The sequence below is a fragment of the Vibrio ouci genome, from assembly GCF_004551525.1.
Taxonomy (GTDB): Bacteria; Pseudomonadota; Gammaproteobacteria; order Enterobacterales; family Vibrionaceae; genus Vibrio; species Vibrio ouci.
Map to the genome: position 1 here is coordinate 1 of NZ_SATR01000059.1, position 15,806 is coordinate 15,806.

At 42.2% G+C, this 15,806-nt stretch carries 15 protein-coding genes; 9 read left to right on the forward strand and 6 right to left on the reverse strand.

The window, feature by feature from the left end; genetic code table 11:
* Positions 1-116: 116 nt before the first annotated feature.
* The 6 genes from ELS82_RS26420 to ELS82_RS21645 all read right to left on the reverse strand — a co-directional run bounded on the left by ELS82_RS26420 (position 117) and on the right by ELS82_RS21645 (position 6,772).
* Positions 117-617, reverse strand: coding sequence for a hypothetical protein (locus ELS82_RS26420; RefSeq protein ID WP_167489448.1), 501 nt, complete (start codon positions 615-617; stop codon positions 117-119).
* 200 nt (positions 618-817) lie between these two features.
* On the reverse strand, positions 818-1,402 hold the full coding sequence (locus ELS82_RS21625; RefSeq protein WP_134837296.1) for a hypothetical protein: 585 nt from the start codon (positions 1,400-1,402) through the stop codon (positions 818-820).
* A 133-nt stretch (positions 1,403-1,535) separates the two neighbouring features.
* Entirely contained in the window at positions 1,536-2,039 is a 504-nt protein-coding gene (locus tag ELS82_RS21630; RefSeq protein WP_134837297.1) for a hypothetical protein, read from the reverse strand.
* Between the two features lie 12 nt (positions 2,040-2,051).
* Complete coding sequence (gene tssI / locus ELS82_RS21635) at positions 2,052-5,051, reverse strand: type VI secretion system tip protein TssI/VgrG (RefSeq protein ID WP_134837298.1); 3,000 nt, start codon at positions 5,049-5,051, stop codon at positions 2,052-2,054.
* Positions 5,052-5,162: 111 nt separating this feature from the next.
* Complete coding sequence (locus tag ELS82_RS21640) at positions 5,163-5,681, reverse strand: Hcp family type VI secretion system effector (RefSeq protein ID WP_134837299.1); 519 nt, start codon at positions 5,679-5,681, stop codon at positions 5,163-5,165.
* Between the two features lie 182 nt (positions 5,682-5,863).
* Entirely contained in the window at positions 5,864-6,772 is a 909-nt protein-coding gene (locus tag ELS82_RS21645; RefSeq protein WP_208733241.1) for a DMT family transporter, read from the reverse strand.
* Between the two features lie 168 nt (positions 6,773-6,940).
* Here ELS82_RS21645 and ELS82_RS21650 point away from each other — a divergent pair, with 168 nt between their 5' ends.
* From ELS82_RS21650 to ELS82_RS21690, 9 genes are all read left to right on the forward strand, one after another.
* On the forward strand, positions 6,941-8,020 hold the full coding sequence (locus ELS82_RS21650) for a threonine aldolase family protein (RefSeq protein ID WP_134837300.1): 1,080 nt from the start codon (positions 6,941-6,943) through the stop codon (positions 8,018-8,020).
* 61 nt (positions 8,021-8,081) lie between these two features.
* The gene (locus ELS82_RS21655; protein ID WP_134837301.1) at positions 8,082-8,345 is read left to right on the forward strand and encodes a DUF2999 family protein; all 264 of its coding nucleotides are present in this window, start codon (positions 8,082-8,084) and stop codon (positions 8,343-8,345) included.
* Positions 8,346-8,483: 138 nt separating this feature from the next.
* Positions 8,484-8,744, forward strand: a complete 261-nt coding sequence (locus tag ELS82_RS21660) for a DUF5062 family protein (protein ID WP_053440852.1) — start codon at positions 8,484-8,486, stop codon at positions 8,742-8,744.
* Between the two features lie 94 nt (positions 8,745-8,838).
* Positions 8,839-9,552, forward strand: coding sequence for an AraC family transcriptional regulator (locus ELS82_RS21665; RefSeq protein WP_134837302.1), 714 nt, complete (start codon positions 8,839-8,841; stop codon positions 9,550-9,552).
* 108 nt (positions 9,553-9,660) lie between these two features.
* Positions 9,661-10,557, forward strand: coding sequence for a DMT family transporter (locus ELS82_RS21670; protein ID WP_134837303.1), 897 nt, complete (start codon positions 9,661-9,663; stop codon positions 10,555-10,557).
* 144 nt (positions 10,558-10,701) lie between these two features.
* Positions 10,702-12,267: an RCC1 domain-containing protein gene (locus ELS82_RS21675; protein WP_134837304.1), complete on the forward strand. Its 1,566-nt coding sequence runs from the start codon at positions 10,702-10,704 to the stop codon at positions 12,265-12,267.
* Between the two features lie 505 nt (positions 12,268-12,772).
* Positions 12,773-13,267 carry a YcxB family protein gene (locus tag ELS82_RS21680; RefSeq protein WP_134837305.1) on the forward strand — a complete coding sequence of 165 codons (495 nt, stop codon included), beginning with the start codon at positions 12,773-12,775 and terminating at the stop codon, positions 13,265-13,267.
* 153 nt (positions 13,268-13,420) lie between these two features.
* Positions 13,421-13,744, forward strand: a complete 324-nt coding sequence (locus tag ELS82_RS21685; RefSeq protein WP_134837306.1) for a Fis family transcriptional regulator — start codon at positions 13,421-13,423, stop codon at positions 13,742-13,744.
* Positions 13,745-14,095: 351 nt separating this feature from the next.
* Entirely contained in the window at positions 14,096-15,622 is a 1,527-nt protein-coding gene (locus ELS82_RS21690; protein WP_134837307.1) for a KAP family P-loop NTPase fold protein, read from the forward strand.
* Positions 15,623-15,806 lie beyond the last annotated feature (184 nt).

Consider the following 15,806-nt stretch of genomic DNA (forward strand, 5'->3'; position numbering starts at 1 on the left):
TGTTTTATAATGAGGAGCGTAACCATCAGGGACTCAATGACCTCACCCCTGATGAAGCCTACTTTGGTCGGCAGAGATACGCTGCATGAGCTGGATCAACCACTTAAGAAGTTAGCTTATGTGTCCAACCATTGGGGTCCACTTCTGTTGAACATCTTATTAAATTCACTTAAGGCGAAATTATACACTCTAGCGTTTGTATCTTTTATGGAGAGTACTTCATTTGGAACAGACTTTAACTTTGTTTGGCTGTCAAAGTAAAAGAACCAAAAACTCTTAAGTTCCCGGTCTGATAAGCGATCTAGTTCTTCAATTGCAGTATTTTTGTGGGAGGTAAAAAATTCACGTAGCAGGTATTGTAGGTAGGCGACATTATCTACTTGCCAATGACCGTTTACACCGAGTTGGAACATATTGGAGTATTGGTTCTTTGATATAGTAAGTTTGAAAAACTGGTCAAGGTAATCGTACGACTTTTCATTTCCTGCGAGTAGGCCATCTGTGCCTGAGTCTGTTTCGGAATAACCAAATATTGCTAAGAACCGGTCAAAGTTTTTCGGGAAACACTGATAAAAGCGTTCCTGATTGCTTACAACATCATCATTTTTCTCAATCATATTGTATGCCGATTCGATACAGGTTACATCGGATGCAAGGCTATAAGGCCTTACTGGCTGTGCAGATGCAGAGAGAGACAGTGCTAGAGCTGATAACAACAACACTATTCTGATCTGATTACTAGTTTTCATGTGTAGTGTTGAATGCAATGAGAAACCCTCACTAGCGATGAAAAATGTACTGAGCTATTACTGAACTGCTAGTCGTCACCTAGAGAAAAGGTATTGGTTTGGCTCTTTGTGTTGAGAAAGTTTGTAATTTTCAACTGAAGCTCATTATCAGATTGCTGAAAGTCTAGATAGGAAAATAAGTCTTTAAAGTTATGAGGCAAAAGAGACTCATCACTAATGAACATTTGATATTCTTTTTCGTTACCAATAATAAAGTCATACTGGCCTATGAACTTAAGCTGGCTGTTTTTCTGAGTGATATAGATATAACCTAATTCACTAATCGACTCTAACCCTGACTCAAAGTACCTTGCACGAATCACAACTATTTCGTCACAGGGGCTCTGGTACTTCTCTACTGATACCATTCCTTCAACATCGTCCAAGACGCTTTGTTCTGTTGGTTGTTCTTTACCATTGATTACAAGAGTTATATTTGTGGAAGGAGGTTGCCTTTCTGCCAGTGGGAGATAATAGAGGTTACTGTATCCAAATATCCCTTCCGATGAGTTTGAAGTCTTCACGTTTAGAATAACAACAAAGCTGTCGTTTTTTATCTCATACACTGAAGAGCACTCGCTATCAGTTACTAAGTTGTTAGCAAAGACCTTCATACTAACTATTGTACTCATAGCTATTAAGGTTAATGTGATACAGGGTACCTTAGCTTTGTTTATGACTAGCCTTTGTATCATCTTGAGATTTCTTGTCATCGTTTTTTAATTAGGGGATATCTACATTAAAGGATTATATACCTCCTATACTTATATAAAAGCTCAGCTTTTTAGTATATAAACCAAAATAACTATCATCAGTTTGAATAGAAAAATCATACTCAACAAAATCTGTTGGGCTTTTAATTATAATTTTATCAGATGAAAATGACTCAGACTTCAAAATGTCAATTAAACTAACAAACATGTCCTCATTGACTTTAAGGTGGTGCTCAGATTTAATTTGATTAAATATGTTTAAAAAATTATCCGCTATGTCTGGGTAATGCCTACTATTGTAAAAATACTCGATCTGAATGTTACTCATGACACATGTTTTTTGATGTACGACTGCTATATCCCCCGTATCATAAACAATAAACTGTCTTTCTGTAGGCTCTTGGCTATCTTCATCAACGGACGTTAGTTTTTTTACTAAAAAATCTGAATTAATATCTACTAAAGGTACACTGCAATCAAGTTTAGCACTTGACCCAAATGATGTAAGTGTTAGAAAAATTGCCCAAAAAAATCGCATTATTTAGAGTCCCTATATGTTTACTTCTATATGCCAGCATCTATTTGATTTATTGGTTTCATCAATGAATCTCAGTTTTCCTTCGTTTTCCAAAGCGCGAAACTGATTTGAAATCTTGTTAATAAGTGACTTGTCATAATTATTTACATTCAACATCGAGTTTACACCTAAGTCAATAATATTAACCTTTTCGTATTCATCAAAGGTTGTACAGTGCTTAGATACTTTTTTTCCGTTTACTAGTAAGCTTTCAATCTTGCTTGTCATGAGTTCAATAACATTCGTCGCCGTTTGGTTTTCTTTATAAACTGTAAGTACAATGTCGCCGATTTGTCCATAGAGTTTGAATTGGCTAGCTAAATCTTGCTTAGCATTTCGATACATTATTTTGGCCTGTTCGTCAGGTGTCCTTAAAGTACTTGTAATAACCGCGTGCTTTGCTCCTGCCTTAAAAAATGCTTGTTTAATTATATCAATAGATTTTTGGCTTACTACTCTCTTATTTTTGGGTAAAGTTTCTTTATATGTAACAACAACCGAATCAATTGATATTTGGTACTCCCACCCCTCAACCAGCGCTTCATCTAGCCCGAGAATTGTCCCTTGCCCAGTGATGCCATCAACGGCACCAACATCATAAGCAAGATGAGTTTGATTGGTCGGTGTATAGCTCTCTTGGAACAGCCTAATTTGACGTTCAGTGGTAGAGCCGTAGTCGCCATCTGCGCCAAACTTACCCAAATCAAAACCTAGTTTTATCAGAGCTTGTTGAATGTATGCTACTTCTTGCCCATTTGCGCCTTTTTTATATGGAGGGGCATCACGGTTCGCGAGCTTATCTAACGTTAAAGATTGTTTTAATGTTGGGGACTTAAGCCGTAGAGCTTGGCTTTCTTCATTAGTAGTTTCAGCAGGTGATGGAGTTGTTTCGTTAGTGCTTGAATTGCTCAACTGAGCACTTTTCGTTGCTGCTTGCGCTGTCTGCCCCAGCTCAGTCACAACGTTCGCATCGGCAGCTTGTTTGGTCGCGGTGACTGCATTTTTTTCGAGTTCATTGACGACGGTATTATTGGTATGCGTTTTTGGAAGTTCTGCTAGCTTTCCTGAGTAACCACTGCCTGAGCCTGAACTACCACCTGAATTTAGGTTCACACCAGCACCAACTAAATGTACGCCAGCAGGATCGACTTTAACAAAGCTTCCTGCCGCTTTTAGGGTGATTTCACTACCTGCTTCAATGACGACTTTGTTGCCAGCTTTTACATGAATCTCAGAACCGGAATCGTTAACCCATACACTACCGGTTTTCAGGTGCAGACTGCCTTCAACAATGAGTGTTTGATCTTTTGTAACTTTGGCTCTTTCATCCCCTTCAACCGTTTGGTGCTGATTGCCTAGAACCTGAGTTCGTTGGGTGCCCTGTATGGTGAGGTGCTTATCGTGCTTGATGTGCAAAGTGTTGTCATTGTTCACTTCACTGTCCCAGTCTTTTTGGGCGTGAAGATAAATTTGCTCTTGTCCTGATTGATCTTCAAAACTCAGCTCATTGAACCCTTCTCCTTGATGGGTTTCAGTGCGGATAACCGTTTTGCTTTTATGCTCTGGAAGAGGGTAAGGCAGCGTATTAGTGAAGTGATAAGTTCGACCGGTAATAATAGGTTGGTCAGGGTCGCCGTTAAGAAACTCAACAATCACTTCATGACCGATACGTGGGATGGCGATTGCGCCATATTGGCTGCCTGCCCAAGTTTGTGAAACACGCACCCAACAAGAGCTGTGTTCATCTCCGTCCGAGTAGCGATCCCAAGGAAATTGAACTTTTACTCGCCCGTATTTATCACAATAAATTTCTTCATTCTCTGGGCCAACAACAGTGGCCATCATAGGTCCGTGGATCAGTGGTTTTAGCTCTGGTTCAGGCTGCCAGTTATATTGGCTTGGTATAACGGAGAATGTATTCGAGTAGGTGGTCGCGCCCGAGCCGGCCTCTTCTTCGAGTGCTTGCGGTTGTGAGCCACGGTGGTGAACAGAAATAATGACCCAGTTTTGATTTACAGCGTCGTCAAAGTGGTCTTGTAGCTCAAACTGAAAACCGGCTTGAAGCATTGGCACATTACTCGCGCCTTTTGCTAGATGCGCATCTCGGCGCAGGTATTCTAGCCGTGTCTGAGTAAATTTCTGCCCTGACTGGTCGTCCTTAAATCGCCCAGGAGCATCAAAATGTTCATAGATTGAGTCTTGTTGATGAGGGTCAGAGGTGCTTGCGTGTTGCTGGAAAGAGTAGCGAGGCTTTATAAAGCTTCGATCTTGTGTTTCTACATGACTTGATTGAACAGATGCTGATACTTCAAAGTTAGAGACATAAGGTGTATCACTTGTGCCGCCACCAAGGGAGTTGAAAGGTACCGGTATTGCTAGGTTAGGCAGAGTGGAACTGTCATCGCTAAATAGCAGAGTGTGCTGACCATTTTTAAATGCAAAACTGTAGTTTAGTCCTTCTTCAGCCGCTAAGCGCTGCAAAAACGCAAGATCGGTTTCTCTGTACTGGACACAAAATTCTCGTTGGCTGCAGTCCTTTTTGAGTGAGAAAGCGAAGTCTTCGATTTTCATCTCTTGAAGTAGGATTGAGATAATTTCAGGAACCGTTTTTAACTGAAAGATGCGGCAGTTATGTCTAAGTGATAGTCGTTCTAATGCAGGAACTAAGGTAAGGCGATAAAAAGTGTGGTGATGCCCGGTGTCGCCTTTACTAAAGCTTCTTGCAATACCATGAACTCGGCGAGAAACTTCGCCGTTACGATACAAGGTTAACTGGACAGGTTTATCGACAACGTCCGGTGCCCATAAATCAGGTCGGCGACTCGCTAACTCAATATCGTAATGGTATCCGTTGCAGATTTCGCCATTCTCGAAATGGTGGTGAGATAGTGTTTCTGTGCCTTGAAACTCTCTGACCACGAAGGTATCAGAATTCAGTCCGTCTACGGAGATTGTAAAGTTCAAAGTGGTCATTGGCGCGGTCCTACAAAATGACTAAAACCCTAATCAAGAGACAATGCGGATCACCTCTTGATTAGAGCAATAAATGGCCCACCATAGGGTAGGCCATTGATCTCGTAGCGATTAAGCTTCGACAGGTTTACGCCAGTCGTCAGAACCAGACGTACCCGCGTTAACGTGATCCCAAGTAATCTTACGGTAAGACATTGAAACAGTAAGGTTTTGAGTGAAGTCAGACATTGATGGATCTTGACAGTGAGGCATTTCACAGTTGATATCAACAATAGAAGCGTTTTCTAGTTTCGTCGTAAAGAAGTTTTCTTGCTTACCTTCGATAGACGTACGGTACCATTTTAGCTCAACAGTCTTCATCTTCTCGCCTGATGAAAGTGCGTTATAAAGCAGAGGTACAGCTTTGTTGAGTGAAACAGTGAATTGGAACGGCTTATGTACGCGCTGACCTGAAGGCTGACCAGATTGTGGGTCTGTTGGAACTGTCACAGTGTGATCGAATTTTTGTACTAGCATTTCATCTTCGTGACCTTCAACAAATGAATCACCGATAGAGTCAGCAGTACAAGCACCTGCAGTAATTAGGCCCTGAGTTTCACCATCAATAGAGATATAACATGGAGTTGGCATAGCATTCCTTCCTTTAGTAAGTTCAAATAACAATTAAATGCGATTACTAAAGAGCAACTGCTATGCCTGATTTTAATTTTATTAAAATTCAAAGGCTTATGTTTTTGCTGTTTAATGGGCGAGCAAATCTTTACCTAAGCTAAGCAATAATGTGAGGAGCAGGGAGCAAGTATATGACGAAATTATGCTGCCCGTTTAAATGGTTTGAGCATTTTGCTTCCGAACACGTTGATGAGAGCGCCTGTGACGATCAAGCTGCCGCCAAGGTAAGTCCAAAAGGAAGGAATCTCATTGAACAGCCAGACGCCAAGTAGTGCTGAAAATACGATTTGAATATAAGAATAGGCAGACGCTTTCCCAGCCGCTTGCGTTTGCATAGCTTTAGTCAAACCATATTGTCCAATTTGAGTAAATACGCCTACCAGAACAAGTATCAGCGTTAGGTATAGGCTTGGCCATACAAACTCATCCCACATTAAAAATATTGATGTTGGTAGAGCGACTAAAGGGAAATAGAAGATGATCACTGAGCTGTCTTCGGTTTGGCTAAGCTTACGTACAATAACGTAAGCAATCGAGCTCCCCATCGCACCAATCAGTGCCGTCATCACGCTAAATAGCGGTAGGTCATAGGCGACGCTACTGCTCATACTTGGTTGCACCATCACCATTAATCCCGCCAAACAAAATGCGATACAAACCATGGTGGATGACTGAACGCGCTCTTTTAAAAACAATACGCCCAATAGTGCGGTAAAGACAGGGTGTACGTATTGCAAAATAGTGGCTTCAGCTAGGGGAAGCGTCGTCACCGAATAATAGACGCACATCAGAGCCAGTGTACCTACTGTCCCGCGAACCAAGAGTAATGGCCTATTGTTACCCCAAACGGAAATGCGCTTACGTTTTACATCTAGGTAGCTGATGATTAAAGAGACAAGCGCACGAGCGGCGACAATCTCAAACACAGGAATGCCGTAAGTGCTGACATATTTAACGCATGCAGACATCAGCGCGAAACCAAGCGCGGAAAGAATCATGTAGCGTATGCCAACAGGCACTTGGTCGAAAGAAAAACGAGATAACGGCATGGGTGGACTTGTTTAAAGGGACGTAACGACAATCATGTCATTTGCGCCGCTTAGGTTCAATGGATCTTCTGCTATAGGTATCAGTCTCTCGCTATCTAAATGAGGTTATTTACTCCAACGGATTAAGCAGATAAATTGAAATCAAAACCTCTATCTAAGGAGCGGATAATGAGCGTCGAGCTTAAGCAGCACTGCCATATTCATCTACCAGGAAACCGTGATTATTCTCCTGCCGAACATTTTACTCAAATGGCAGCTTGGTGCGCCGAGCATAATGTTAGCCATGATGTTTATGGTGATGGAGAAACGATTCAAGCGTTTGAGAAAAAAGTCGCAGATCTGTTGGGCTACGAGGCTGGGTTGTTCGTTGTAACGGGTACAATGACTCAACCGACTGTGCTAGATATGGTTGCACGTAAAAAAAGAAACCCGATAGTGGCGATGCATTCCTCTAGCCATATTTGTTTGCATGAAAAGCAAAATTATCAGCTGCAAGATCGATTCAAAATCCTGCCTATTGGTAACCCGTTTCAACCATGGACGCTGAAAGATCTGCAAGCATGGCATGATGAAATTGCCGCGGTTTTGTATGAGTTACCGATGCGCGAAATCGGAGGGCAGCTCCCTAAGTGGGAAGAGCTTGAAGAGATTAAGTCTTACTGCACAAACAAGGGTATTCACCTGCATATGGACGGTGCTCGTTTGTGGGAATGTGCGGCATACTATCAGAAGACATATCAGCAAATTGCTTACGGGTTCGATACCGCTTACGTTTCTTTATATAAAGGTGTCGGCGGGTTAGGTGGTTCGATGCTGCTGGGGTCAAAAGAATTCATTGAAGAAGCTTCAATTTGGATGAAGCGACAAGGTGGCAACCTTTACCAGCGCACTCCTTACATTGTCTCCGCAGCGATGCAATTTGATGACAGGTTGGCGAATCTACCGAGTTTGTTTGAGCGAACCCAGCAAATTTATCGTCTACTTGAGGCGTTTCCGTCGTTGGTAGTGAATCCAGCGCAGCCTCAAGCCAATATGTTTCACCTGATCTTACCTTGCAGCTATGACAAAGCGTTAGAAGTGCAAAAACGGATGGCGATGGAAAAGGGCATCTGGTTTGGTAATCCTCAGCGTATGGAGCACCCGAATCACTGCAAAGTAGAATGGTATGTGGGCGATAATTTACAAGCGATCAGTGACGACGTGCTATGTGATTTCTTTGCCGAACTACTTGAAATGACGGCGTCTTAACACCACATCAAGAGTAACCGCTTGCTCGATAATGAGCCCATTAATTAAATTAGGTATTGTAATGAACCCAATTCTTGCGCTTTTGAAAGAGAACAACATCAGTGATGAGCAAATCAACGAGCTTTTTCAAACGTTAACTCAAAACCCACTAGCGGCGATGGCGACGATCGGCCAGCTTGGTTTGCCTCAAGATAAACTGCAGCTGCTTATGGGGCAGGTGATGCAAAACCCTGCACTTATTAAAGATGCCGTTGAAGAGCTTGGGCTAGATTTTTCGAAAGTAGAAGAAGCCAAGCAGAAGCTGCAAAACCAACGGCAGCAATAACTTAGAATAGTGAAAGCCAGTCGAATCCATTGACTGGCTTTTTTCTTTATACTGTTTCTCAATTTGAGAGCCTAGTGACTAAGATAATTGTTCAGCTTGGTATACTCACCAAGAGGATCGACAAGAGAGTGTGATGATATGTCAAAAACAGCAAAGCTCCATAACGAAGATAAGTTAGTCAAAAAGGCGTTAGAAATTGGCGGTAAGATGGCCAAAATGCAAGGGTTTGATTTACCGGATTCTCCGCAGCCAGTCAGGGTTAAAGCCATCTATCTGTTTTTGGTCGATGCTAAGCAAATTGCTCCGCTCCCAGAGAGCAAACTCGATGGTGCAAACATCAAACACAGATTGGCATTATGGATTCATAAAGCGTTACCAGATAACGATCCACTGAAATAGACCTTCAACTTTATCTCTTATTTGAATGTCCGCTGCTGGAAATTGAGCAGCGGCACTCCACGTCTTTATCGCCTCACTTTGAAGCCCAGTTCATATGAAAGCCCGTTTAACCATTCGTACTTACACCAAGCATTTTCGCTCTCATGTCCATGATAGCTACCATCAATTAGTACTGCCTATTCAAGGTAACATCCATATCGATATGGACGGCTTCTTAGGCACGGTGACGGTCGGTGAATGCGTGGTGATACCAAAAGGTGTTGCGCATGGCTTTAATGCTGATGAAGCAGCGCGTTTTATTGTCGCCGACTGCGATGATCTGCCTGAGCATTTGATGAGTGACGAGCTGGCGGTTTTTTCAATCTCACCGCCTTTGCTGAGCTATATTCATTTTGTAGAAAAACAGCTTGAGCATCAGGTTGAACCTGAGATTGAAGCTTCGATGGAGAACACGTTTACTTTACTATTAGCTCAGCAGGCATTAGTTAAAGCAGTTGATCCACGCATTCATGCTGTAAGGATGATGATCGTAGAACAGCTAGCTCAGCCTTTAACCATTGAGTCACTTGCTGAGGTGGCTTATCTGAGCCCGACTCAGTTCAAAAAGTTATTTAAACAAAACATTGGTATGAGTGTCCTTAAGTACGTGACTTTACAACGTATGGAGAAGGCCAAAGCTTTGCTGATTCATACCGACCTTCCGGTTCAGCTTATTGCAGGGCGAGTTGGATATAGCGACCTTTCTGCTTTCAGTCGTCGATTCTCAAGTCACTTTGGTGTTTCACCAAGAGCCTTTTTACGCACTTAAGAGAGTGCGTCTTTTAAAACAACTAATGCGTCCTTTTGGCAAAAACCTTGCGTAAATAAAAGTCTATGATCTCTACCTGGTTAAGAGTTTACTAGGTAGATTTTATTCATGATACGTAATCGCATCCCTCTATACTATTTGGGAATCTTGTCGATACTATGTGCTTCAACCTTATGGGGTACGACAGGCACTGTTGCGAGCTTAGCTCCCGATATTAGCTCATTGGCTATTGGAGCGTTTTCTATGGGCGTTGGTGGGATTTTGCAAGCAATACTAGCTCACAAACAGCTACAGAAAGATTTAAGCAAGATCCTACGTCGCAAAAAGGTGCTGTTGATCAGTGCGATAGCCTTAGCGGCTTATCCGCTCGCGTTTTACTCTTCAATGAGGTTGGCCGGAGTAGCAATTGGCACAGTCATTTCTATCGCAACCGCTCCATTTTTTGTCGCGGCTCTTGAGTGTCTATTTAGCAAAAATAATGCAATAAATAGGCAGTGGTTTGTGAGTTTGGCTATTGGCGTTGTTGGTATCACCTTATTGATCTTCTCTGAACCTTCCAGTTCTTCATATTCGGACCACAATTTGAGAATGATTGGTATCTTACTCGGTCTGGTCGCAGGTTTGGCCTACGCCATATATGCATGGGTGGCTAAAGCTATGATTGATGATGGGGTTCAGTCACAAGCAGCATTAGGTAGCATATTCGGTTGTGGCGCTTTGATACTGCTTCCGACTCTTTTTCTCACAGGCGATAACCTGTTTGATTCACCAACCAATGCTTTCGTCATCGGGTATATGGCATTGATTCCGATGGGATTAGGTTACATCGTCTATGGATTTGGTTTGAGATTTGTCAGCGCAAGTAGTGCGAGCCTAATAACGTTATTTGAACCTGTTGTCGCGGCGGGTTTGGCGGTAGTGATTGTCGGCGAGTCTATCCCGCCATTGGGCTGGGGCGGGATAGGTTTAATTCTGCTCTGTTTACTGCTTCAGGTAAGGGGCTGAGTAGTGGATGCGTGGTGCGTAGGGAAACTTATAAATCATCACAACTAAACTTTTGGGTTATGCTCTCTCCTTATTGATATAAAAATTATTAATGCTTTTGTTGGCTTTGCTTGAATATGGCTTCGTTTGTCGAGACATCTGCCAATGAAAGTTATTTTTGTCGCATTTATTACCGTTTTAATCACCGCCTGTAAATGGGAGTATCCGTGCGGTGATTTGTCTCCTGTGACGGTAGTGGTATCAAACTGTTCAGCTTCTAATATTGAATCTGAATCTGAATCTGTCGTCATTGCATCTCAGGCAAAACTTAATGGCATTCAACTTAACGGCTTAATGACGTTAGGCAGTACCGCTCAAGTCGTGATCAGTTGTGAGAATTGCCCTGGAACCATCTACTACCGATGGCTTATCGACAATGCGGTAGTCAGTACCACGGACAGCCATGAGTTCACAGCATCGGATCTCGGAAAAACTGTTCGTATTGAAGTGCAACTCACCGACTCGCAACAAGTGGTTAGTGAGCCGGAATACGCGACATTCCAGAGCATTGTGGTTGAAGAGATCATCAGCAATGACTTCGCCTTTGCGGCAAGAAAAACGGATGGTTCGGTGATCACTTGGGGCATTTCCGCGAATGGGGGAGACTCAAGTTCAGTGACCGCAGAGCTGGTGGATGTCACGACGATTGTTCCCGGAAATGGCACATTTGCAGCAATCAAACGGGATGGCAGTGTGGTGACTTGGGGCGTCGCGTCATATGGTGGTGATTCAAGTGCAGTTACTGGGCAATTAAATGATGTTACCTCTATCGCAGCTTCGAACTTTGCTTTTGCAGCATTAAAAGGTGATGGGACAGTAGTTGCTTGGGGGGACCCTCTCAGAGGTGGGGATTTAGAAGGGTTAACACCAAGTAATATTACCAGCGTGGTAGGTAACAATACCTCATTTGTCGCGATAGATAATTTAGGGGCGACTTACTTTTGGGGATTAGATTCATCAGGCGGTGTACCTGTTTCTGTAATGCCGAACTACGGGGTAAGTGATGTTCAATCTGCGATTGGAAACGATTTAGCGTTTGCTTTACTAAAAACGGATGGTTCGGTTACGGGCCATGGCAACAACTCATACGGTGGAGATATGGCGACCTTAGCTGCCAGAATTACCAATGCAGATTCGTTATACAGTTCTTGGTTTGGTTTTGCTGCTCTTATCGATGATGGCAGCATCGTTAGTTGGGGGAATATTGACGGCGTCAGTTATGGGGTCTCTGGCAATACGGCATTTTTAGAGCCTACAGTGACTAATGCTACCATGATTACCGCTTCGAGAGATGCGTTCGCAGCGGTCGAAGCTGCAGGCACTGTGGTTGCTTGGGGGGATGCGAATGACGGTGGGGATAACAGTGCGGTGGTCGCTGATTTGGTAAATGTGGACTTTGTCGTAGCGGCACGCGCGGCTTTTGCGGCCAAAAAATCTGATGGCAGTGTGGTCGCTTGGGGAGACGCTACTCGTGGCGGAGATACGTCACTCAACCTCTCGGGTTCATTAAGTAATGTTGAGACTATCGTAAGCTCTCTTTATTCTTTTGCAGCGATTACTGATGATAAACAAATAGTGACATGGGGGCTTCTTAGCCACGCTGATATCAGCTTAGTAACAGCAGACCTTGCTCCGAGCGTAATCCAATTAGACAACTCTTATGATCCTTAGAATTACCGACTGAACTTAACCGAATCTGAATATGAAGCAATAAAACACTCGGCCTGACATGTCTTTGGTCTTTTGGGCTTAACGGGCAACAGGTGCTCGTTCACAATCGAGGTAATAAGGCTTATGAGCCTCCACTAATGGTAACTGCAATCAACAAGACTAAATAAATGACTATTTACTGTGTGTTTCTACTGATATTTGTCGCTGCTGTAATGTGGCGAAATGATAACAAGCTCAATCGCGAGATCACGAGATTGAAGCAGGAAAATGAATCACTGAAGGAAGAGTGTGATCGCCTAAAAATGTGAGTCTCCTTCGAGGGTTTCGATCTCGCCTTCCCCTCGGGGATGACGGTGATAGGAGTAGGGGATTTTATCTACGGTATTATTGATTTACAAAACAGAGTCAAAATCGCTAAAGATAAGTCCCGAGAAACGATACAATGCTCGTGTAGCGAGATCGCTACATGAAATACTCACTCACAGAAACCTTAAAGTAATCATACATGTCTAAAGATTTCGACTTCACCACAGAATATACCCTCGACAAGCCCTTTTTTGCAGAGTGCTACGATCAAACTAGCCAGCCTGCTAAGTTCCCACAAGCATATTTGAAAGGGATACTCTTTCTTATTTTTGGTGTGGTTTTATTGGAATTTGAACTGCTGCCTAATGGCTACGTCGGTTGGTTCTTTATCGTATTGAGTGTTATTGAAGCGTTCAGTGTCTATTGCAAGCGAACCTGGTGGCTATGGCGACAAACCATCAGCTCTAGTCGTGGCAGCAAAGTAGTGTTTCAAGTTAATACCGATGGCGTAAACTACAAAAGCGGTAAAATTGACCGCAAAATCGCTTGGAATGAAATAGACCAACTGGAGCAAACCGATTTAGGCTTCATCCTTCATTTGGGTAAACAACGCCAATATGTGAGTAAATCTTGCTTAAATGAAGAAGTCATTGCGTTCATGGTAAAGCAGCACGCAGCATCAAAAGCGAATTAATGTTGTTGCTTGCAATAAGACTTTGCTGATAGGCGAGTCACTAAGCTTTCATTAAATAAAGTGATCAAATTGAGTAATACCACTCTCTCTTTAGTGAGTGGTATTAAGGCGATACAGTGGGCATTTTAAAAGTGTTAATAGGAAGTTCGCTCTATGCGTAAAACAGACAAGAAGATTGAAAATCAAATTCGAGACGTTTTAACCGAAGTTTGTGAAGATACGTTAAAAGGCTACGATGGTTTTCTTTGGGTCACTCATACGGTCAAATACTCCTCTTTTCCACAAAGCTTAGAAATAGTCTGTGTATTCGAAACGAACCAAGATAGAGCAAGTTTTTTGGCGGGAGCAGGCCAGCGGCATGTCTCAGCAACTATCCAAAATGCGTTTAATAAAGTTGGGGTCCAACTAAAGAACGTAGGTAAGCAAATCAGTTACGATACACAGCAAAATCGCGAGCGCGGTCATCAAAGAAAGTGATTTGAGTTTGTGGTGGAAACCTGAGACTTTGTTTTACTCGTTTTGATATAAAGCCTGAAGGCTAATGTCTATCCTCTAAAGTAGGACGATTAACGCTTGCCAATTTAAGGCTAGGGTATACCTGAGCTGTTTTGGGTTGCCCCATTATTAGCTAGACTTTTTGCTCATTCACACCCTTTCATGGGCTTTGCAATACTAAAAATTATCCATTCTTCTCATGCTGTTCGTTGTTAATCCTCGTGATGTGATATGGACTGAAAGCTTTTTATCTAAGGAATCAAAATAATTTCATACCCAGTATGCAATTAAATTAGTAATATCTGAAAGTATTTAATAATTCTAAGGTTACATATGGATAGATCTTTTTGTGATTCTTGGTCTGATGAGTATTCGTGGGAAAAATGCTGCGTAGGCCGTGAAGATTATGGGAAGTTCATTGCATCAATTTTAACGTCTGATGACGAAGGTAAGGTAATTAACTTAAATGGTTCATGGGGTGTTGGTAAAACTGACTTTTTGAGGCGACTTTACGTAGAGCTATACAATTCAAATCACCCGGTTGTGTACATAGATGCATGGACTAGCGACTTTTTAAAAGACCCTTTAGCATTGGTATGCAGTGAGATCTTGATTCAACTTGAATCGTTAGTTCAAAAACAGCGACAAAAGCATCATGTTGAAGACGATAAACTGTCACTCCTTCAAGAAGCTACATCAAAATTGGAGTCTTACTTTGGTTTAGTTCTTAGGTACACGAGCCCTGCTTTAAGTACGTACGCACTTGTCTCGGGTGACAATACCGTAACTGAAGATGTTTGTGAGATGAAAACATTAGTTGACCAAGTAAATACAGCAGCATCTGCATACCCAAGTTCAACTGTTGAAAACGTCAACAAAGAAATAATTGAAAACCTCAAATTAACCCAGAGGCAATTAGTCGAAAACATGGAACGTGTAAGGTCGCAAATTACAGATATCAGTTCAGTCTTACATAATGTTTACGATCTAAATATACCAATCGTGATACTTATTGATGAGTTAGATCGATGTCGGCCTACATATGCGGTAAAAATGTTGGAAGTTATCAAACACTTCTTTAATGTTAAGGGGTGTTCATTTATTGTCGCAACCGATACTTGCTCGCTTCATAGCTCTATCAAATCCGTATACGGTATAGACTTTGACGCTAGTCGTTACCTGAAGCGCTTTTTTAGCCAACAAATAAAACTACCATTACCTTCATTTGATAGTTATTTGCTATCTAATGGCTTTAGTATCGATAAGTTTCGTAACGATGCTTTTAAAGTCTTCCCTTTATCACTTGACGACGAAAATACTTGTATTGTTCTAGGTAGATTATTAAGTTCTTTCTCAAGTGCGACGCTACGTGATGTTCAAACTATTGTCGACAGAATATACGCGTGTTTAAATTACTTGTCTAAACACAATGTAAAGAATAGTAGTTATGTGAATGTTGTGGTTTTAATGGCTGCCATAGTAGAACAGCATTTTGGTTTTGATTCCTTTGAGTGCCGAAGAAATGACGGTTTTGTCGACTTCGTCGCGGATAACCATGATTCTGTATCTAGTTATATTGGTTATCATTTGTCCTGTGTATCGACCACACGTACAAATGATGTATATGAGGACTTGCAATCTAATTCATGGCGAGAATACCCAAGATCCCAAGAAGTATTGCATATACAAAATGGCAGCTTTGATTTGGGGTTTTGCGAAACGATATTAGGAATTAGTAGCAGAGATATCCGCGACGACCTCCTTGAGCAAGTGGGAATGTATAAAAATAATCGCGAAGAGTATTTGATGTGGGATGATTACTACTCTTTAGTGGGACTTTCCAAGTGTATTGAATTATAAGGGGGTTACTCCCCCCTTTATTTTCGTGATTGAACTAGAAGTGGACCCCAATGGTTGGACACATAAGCTAACTTCTTAAGTGGTTGATCCAGCTCATGCAGCGTATCTCTGCCGACCAAAGTAGGCTTCATCAGGGGTGAGGTCATTGAGTCCCTGATGGTTACGCTCCTCATTATAAAACACG

Bases quoted from the DNA above. Each gene is read 5' to 3' on its own strand.
- ELS82_RS21685 (WP_134837306.1), top strand. From the start codon at position 13,421: ATGCGTAAAACAGACAAGAAGATTGAAAATCAAATTCGAGACGTTTTA.
- tssI (WP_134837298.1), bottom strand. From the start codon at position 5,051: ATGACCACTTTGAACTTTACAATCTCCGTAGACGGACTGAATTCTGAT.
- ELS82_RS21665 (WP_134837302.1), top strand. From the start codon at position 8,839: ATGAAAGCCCGTTTAACCATTCGTACTTACACCAAGCATTTTCGCTCT.
- ELS82_RS21630 (WP_134837297.1), bottom strand. From the start codon at position 2,039: ATGCGATTTTTTTGGGCAATTTTTCTAACACTTACATCATTTGGGTCA.
- ELS82_RS21650 (WP_134837300.1), top strand. From the start codon at position 6,941: ATGAGCGTCGAGCTTAAGCAGCACTGCCATATTCATCTACCAGGAAAC.
- ELS82_RS21660 (WP_053440852.1), top strand. From the start codon at position 8,484: ATGTCAAAAACAGCAAAGCTCCATAACGAAGATAAGTTAGTCAAAAAG.
- ELS82_RS26420 (WP_167489448.1), bottom strand. From the start codon at position 617: ATGATTGAGAAAAATGATGATGTTGTAAGCAATCAGGAACGCTTTTAT.
- ELS82_RS21645 (WP_208733241.1), bottom strand. From the start codon at position 6,772: ATGCCGTTATCTCGTTTTTCTTTCGACCAAGTGCCTGTTGGCATACGC.
- ELS82_RS21680 (WP_134837305.1), top strand. From the start codon at position 12,773: ATGTCTAAAGATTTCGACTTCACCACAGAATATACCCTCGACAAGCCC.
- ELS82_RS21670 (WP_134837303.1), top strand. From the start codon at position 9,661: ATGATACGTAATCGCATCCCTCTATACTATTTGGGAATCTTGTCGATA.
- ELS82_RS21690 (WP_134837307.1), top strand. From the start codon at position 14,096: ATGGATAGATCTTTTTGTGATTCTTGGTCTGATGAGTATTCGTGGGAA.
- ELS82_RS21640 (WP_134837299.1), bottom strand. From the start codon at position 5,681: ATGCCAACTCCATGTTATATCTCTATTGATGGTGAAACTCAGGGCCTA.
- ELS82_RS21655 (WP_134837301.1), top strand. From the start codon at position 8,082: ATGAACCCAATTCTTGCGCTTTTGAAAGAGAACAACATCAGTGATGAG.
- ELS82_RS21675 (WP_134837304.1), top strand. From the start codon at position 10,702: ATGAAAGTTATTTTTGTCGCATTTATTACCGTTTTAATCACCGCCTGT.
- ELS82_RS21625 (WP_134837296.1), bottom strand. From the start codon at position 1,402: ATGAAGGTCTTTGCTAACAACTTAGTAACTGATAGCGAGTGCTCTTCA.